A 5,740-nucleotide genomic window follows, 5' to 3' on the forward strand; every position below is an offset into this window, starting at 1 on the left:
TAAAGCCGTTCTTATCCCTTTTGCCTCCAGTCATACTTTTCTAAACGCCTTTACTCACACCCTGGTAGTCGGGTTCGGTCGCGCAGAAGTGGCTCCTCTTCACAAAACGCCGTCGAAGACTTTCAGTCTTCTCTGTTGCTTTGCTCCAGAGGTCCACTTCTACCCGCGCTCCCTCACACCCTGTGTTTTCACTAGGCTTTCTTTTTCTTCGCTGCCGTCTTCGTGTTGGATGCGAATGTAGAGTTTGCCTTGGCGTGAGCCGATGGTTAGGCGGTCGCCTTCTCCGACGGCTTGGGATAGGATGAGGTCGCTGAGTGGGTCTTCGATTTGGCTTTGGAGTTCCCGACGCACGGGACGGGCTCCGTATTCTGGACTAAAGCCTTTTTCAGCGAGGACTTTGATGGCGCCGTGGGTGAGACGGAGGTCAATACCTTGTTGGGCCAATTGTTCGGCCATGGCATCTGTAAATTTGCTGACGATTTCGCCCACTTGTTCTTGGTTCAGGGAGTGGAAGACGATAATTTCATCCACCCGGTTGAGGAATTCGGGACGGAATTGTTGCTTCAATTCTTCCCGGATACGTTGGCTCATCCGGTCATAGTCATGGCTGACGGACTCCTGACCAAAACCGACTGTCTTCTCATCACGCAGGGCGGTTGCTCCGAGGTTTGAGGTCATGATAATGATGGTATTGCGGAAATCCACCATCCGGCCTTTGCTATCGGTGATGTAGCCATCATCGAGGATTTGCAAGAGTAGGTCGAAAATATCGGGATGGGCCTTCTCCACTTCATCAAAGAGCACGACTGAATAAGGGTGTTGGCGTACTTTTTCGGTCAATTGACCCCCTTCGTCATAGCCCACATAGCCTGGGGCAGAACCAATCATCCGGCTGGTTGAGTATTTTTCCATAAATTCGGACATATCGACCCGGATCAAGTGGCGTTCGGAACCGAAGAGCTCTTCGCTTAGGCTCTTGGCTAATTCGGTCTTCCCGACCCCGGTTGGGCCTAGGAACATAAAGGAACCGATAGGCCGGTTGGGGTCTTTAATCCCGGAATGGGCCCGGCGTACAGCACGAGCCACCGCATTGGTCGCCTCATCCTGGCCTTTGACCCGGCGGTGGAGGCGTTCCTCCAAGGCTAAGAGCTTCTGATTTTCCGTTTCGGTGAGCTGGCTAATAGGGATGCCGGTCCATTGGGCAATGATTGCGGCAATCTCCTCTTCGCCGATCGATAAGTTATAGTTTTGCTTTTTCTTCTTACGCTTGGTCTCTAACTTATTGAGGGCTTCTTCCAGCTCTTTTTGCTTGGCATGGAGCTTGGCAGCCTCTTGGAAGTTCTGCTCAGCCACACACCTTAGCTTGGCTTCTTCGAGTTGCCGGTAGTCGCGAACCAAGTCCTGACTCTTGCCAGCTTGGTCCGTTTTCCCTTGGGCATCCAGGCGTTTGGTTGCTGCGGCTTCATCCATCACGTCGATAGCTTTGTCTGGCAGGAAGCGGTCGGAAATATAACGCGCACTCAAATTGGCTGCCGCATCAATGGCTTCATCGGTAATTGTCACTTGGTGGAAGTCCGCATAGGCTTGGCGGATGCCGGCCAGGATGGACCGGGTTTCTTCAATTGTCGGTTCATCAACTTGGACTTTGGCAAAGCGTCGTTCTAGAGCAGCATCTTTTTCAATATACTTCTGATATTCATTAAGGGTGGTTGCCCCAATCACTTGAACTTCACCGCGGGCTAGAGCGGGTTTAAGGATATTGGAAGCATCCATTGTTCCTTCTGCCCCGCCAGCTCCGATAAGGGTATGCAATTCGTCGATGAAAAGAATGACCTGTCCATCTTGGATGACTTCCTCAATCAGATGTTTCATCCGGTCTTCGAATTCACCCCGGTACTTAGTTCCCGCAATCAAAGAGCCCATGTCGAGCATCATCAAGCGCTTGTTCTCTAAGCTTTCGGGGACTTGTCCACTGACAATGGCCTGGGCTAGGCCTTCCGCAATAGCGGTCTTACCTACACCAGGTTCGCCCACGAGGACAGGGTTATTCTTAGTCCGGCGGCTGAGGATCTGGAGGATGCGTCGAGCTTCTTTTTCCCGACCGATGATGGGGTCAAGTTGGCCATTGTGGGCCCGTTTGGTTAAATCCTTGCTGACTGCATCCAAGGTTGGGGTCTTACTCTTGTGAGAATCAACTTTCCCTTGTTTCTTGCGTCCCCCCCTATCTAAAGGCAGGCCGAGCATCTGGTAGATGTCGCGGCGGATAATATCTGGATCCGCCCCTAAATTCCGTAAAATACGGGTAGCTAGGACTTCTTCTTGCATGAGAGCCAAGAGGATATGCTCGGTCCCTACTAAGGAAGCCCGATTCTTCTTAGCTTCTTCCGTACTGAGGTAGAGCACTTTGTTGGCACGGGGGGAATAGACAGGCTCGCCTAATTCATTATAAGGATCTTGGCCTGAACCATAGCCCACTACGAACTCGACCTCTTCCTTAAGGGTTTCATAGTCATCAATATGAGGGCTCAGGACCGCATGGGCGATGCCATCAGGTTCGACTAGAAGACCCATCAAGAGGTGCTCTGTCCCAATGGCATGGTGGCGGAAATCCTTCGCCGCATCTAAGGCATAGGCTAAGGCTTTCTGGGCTTTTTCCGTATAGATTTCTTTCATGGTCTAAACTCCAATCTTCGCGCAGTTTAATGATCGTATTTCAACTTACGAAGCACATTCGTTAAGATCAAGGCGCGTAAGGAATCGGCTTGGTTCACATGGGCCATGACGTCCTTGTCTAAGCTCGCATAGATCAAGCGCGCTTCCAACTTCGTAAGCAAGTCATTCTTGTGTAAATTACTAATAATTGCTTGGGCGTCCTTATCTGATAATTCGTCGCCAATCAGCTGAATCATCGAATCAATATAGTCCGCCTCATCAACTACCGTCATCTTAACGATACGAATATAACCACCGCCCCCACGTTTACTCTCCACATGATAACCATTCTGAGGAGTAAAGCGGGTATTAATGACATAGTTAATTTGTGAGGGAACACACTCGAAGCGCTCAGCGATTTCACTCCGCCGAATTTCAACATTCGACGACTCCTGTAAGACTTGTTTCAGGTAGGCTTCTATTATATCAGACATGTTTTTATTACGCATTTTTAATCACCTCTAGTCTGACTAAGTTTGACATTCAACTTTATCATACCGAATTTTCAGCCAAGCGTCAATATCTTTGTCTTTCAAAACTTGACCAAACCAAGCTTTTGCCCCGGTCTGATAGGCTTTAGACCAGCTAATTTTTAAAGCGCTTTCTCTTTACAATTTCATGAAATCGTGCCATTCTTAAGAAGAATTGTGTATAATAGAAAGCGTGCAATCTTATGCAAATTTTAAAGGAGGCAGTGGGATGACGAATGAGTCATATGTCGCAATTATCGGCGGCTTAAACATGGATATTGCAGGGATTTCTGGTCCCATGTACCGGGAGCGGGATTCCAACATTGGTCACATTTACCTGAGTCCAGGGGGGGTCGGCCGTAATATCGCGCACAATTTAGTGCAATTAGAGGTACCGACCTATCTCGTGACCGCATATGGTGATGATGATTTTGGTTTACTAGTTGAAAAATCATGTCGAGAATTAAATATTTCCCTCGATTATGCAGAGAAATTAGAGGACGAACACACCTCAACCTATCTCTATGTTACAGATAGCGACGGGGATATGATTACCGGTGTCAACGATATGGATATCGTTAAACGTATCACACCAGACTTCTTGGCCGACCGCCTGGACTTCTTAAACCAAGCCAAGATTTGTGTCATCGACGCCAATATCTCCCGGGAGACGATTGAGTGGATTGTTGACCATGTCGAGGCGCCCCTCTATGTAGAGCCTGTATCAGTAGCCAAGGCGGCACGTTTCGAAGCGGTCTTAGATCGGATCGACACCATTAAGCCTAACCAATATGAAGCAGAACTCTATACGGGTATCAAGATCCTTGACGAGAAAACAGCCCGTCAAGCTGCCGAAAAACTGATAGAGCTTGGCGTCAACAATGCCTTCATCTCCCTAGGTGCCAAGGGAATGGTCTGTGCCAACTCAGAAGAAACCCACTATGTCCCAGTGCTAGAATCCGACGTGATTAGCGCGAACGGCGCAGGTGACTGTGCTATGGCAACCATTGTCTGGGCCAACTACCACTACGGCCATGAACTGGACATTAAGGAAGTGACCCAACTCGCCCAAGCTGCAGCGAATTTAGCAACCAGCACCATGCACTCGGTCTACGAAGACCTGTCAATATCAGCTGTTGTTAAACGTGCCCAAGATTATAAACAATAGGAGGAATATACTGTGGGAATTATTCGGAATTTAATTGGGATCCTGGTCATTTTAGCACTGGCTGCCCTCTTATCCTATGATCGTTCAAAGATCACAAGTAAAATTAAAAATATCGCCATGATGTTTGTCGCTATGTTGGTCCTCACCTTCATCTGCCTCAGGACCTCAGCAGGGATCACTGCTCTGGAAGGCATTTCCAACTTCTTCAGCTGGCTGATTGCCCAAGCCCAAGGTGGGATTAGCTTCGTCTTCGGCGGCATCGTCATCGAAGAAGGCGCTTCAGTCTTCTTCTTCAACGTTCTCTTGCCCCTGGTCTTCATTTCAGCACTGATTGGGATCTTGAACTATATCAAAGTTCTCCCCTTCATCATGAAATGGGTTGGAAAAGGGATCAACTTCATTACCGGTATGGGAGAAGTCGAAAGCCAATTCGCTATTTCAACAGCTGTACTCGGGAACACCTCAGCTTTTATTTCGATTAAAGAAATTATCCAAGGCATGGACCCTCGCTCCCTCTTCACCATCTGCTTGTCTGGGATGTCTGCAGTCGGAGCTTCAACCCTAGCTGCTTATATGCAAATGATTCCTGGCGAATATGTCGTTGTAGCAGTCTTCTTAAACATCTTCGCTGCTCTAGTTATCACCAGCATCATGAACCCTTACGAAGCGGAAGAAGTCGAAACTGGCGAAGAATTTGAACTACTAGAAGAAAGTGCAGAAGACAAAGGCAACTTCTTTGACATGCTCGGTTCATACATCACTGATGGCTTCAACCTTGCTATTATTATCGCTGCCATGGTGATTGGTTTCGTATCCTTGATCACCTTCCTGAACTCCATTGTTGAAGGAATCTTCGGCATCACCTTCACCGAAACCATGGGCTATGTCTTCTCACCCTTGGCTTTCATTATTGGGATTCCAAGCGAAGACATTGTTAAAGCGGGGAGTCTCATGGCGACCAAGCTATTGACCAACGAATTCGTTGCTATGGGTGAATTCCAAAGTCTCCTAGGTGGGGCTAGCGCTAAGACCCAAGCTATGGTTGCCACCTACCTGGTATCCTTCTCCAACTTCGGAACCATGGGGATTACCCTCGGCGCCATCAAGGGCATTAGTGAGAAGCAATCCAAGGTCCTTTCCCAATCTTTAGTTAAGGTCCTCTTGGGTTCAATTCTCTCTTCCCTACTCGTAGCCAGCGTAGTCGGTCTCTTCTTCTAAAAGTAAAATAAAGCACAGTAAAAGCGATCGCTCCACTGCCCATAGATTGGGCAGTTGGAGCGATCGCTATTTTAATTGTTAACCATGAACATGCAGGCGATGTGAATTACGGCTAGTAGGCGTCAGCCGTACAAGCCCAAACCTGCTCCAAAAGTCAGCTCTGACTCCACTT

At 48.4% G+C, this 5,740-nt stretch carries 4 protein-coding genes; 2 read left to right on the top strand and 2 right to left on the bottom strand.

Annotated elements, in window-relative coordinates:
* Positions 1-159: 159 nt before the first annotated feature.
* Positions 160-2,673, bottom strand: a complete 2,514-nt coding sequence (locus HMPREF2626_RS08530) for an ATP-dependent Clp protease ATP-binding subunit (protein ID WP_070620126.1) — start codon at positions 2,671-2,673, stop codon at positions 160-162.
* A gap of 26 nt (positions 2,674-2,699) precedes the next feature.
* On the bottom strand, positions 2,700-3,161 hold the full coding sequence (locus HMPREF2626_RS08535; RefSeq protein WP_067974128.1) for a CtsR family transcriptional regulator: 462 nt from the start codon (positions 3,159-3,161) through the stop codon (positions 2,700-2,702).
* Between the two features lie 250 nt (positions 3,162-3,411).
* Between HMPREF2626_RS08535 and HMPREF2626_RS08540 the strand changes: the two genes are divergently transcribed.
* Both HMPREF2626_RS08540 and HMPREF2626_RS08545 read left to right on the top strand, forming a co-directional pair.
* The gene (locus tag HMPREF2626_RS08540; RefSeq protein ID WP_070620128.1) at positions 3,412-4,350 is read left to right on the top strand and encodes a carbohydrate kinase family protein; all 939 of its coding nucleotides are present in this window, start codon (positions 3,412-3,414) and stop codon (positions 4,348-4,350) included.
* A 12-nt stretch (positions 4,351-4,362) separates the two neighbouring features.
* On the top strand, positions 4,363-5,568 hold the full coding sequence (locus tag HMPREF2626_RS08545) for a NupC/NupG family nucleoside CNT transporter (protein ID WP_070620131.1): 1,206 nt from the start codon (positions 4,363-4,365) through the stop codon (positions 5,566-5,568).
* Positions 5,569-5,740: the final 172 nt, after the last annotated feature.

Source organism: Aerococcus sp. HMSC062A02, assembly GCF_001809535.1.
Classification (GTDB): Bacteria; Bacillota; Bacilli; order Lactobacillales; family Aerococcaceae; genus Aerococcus.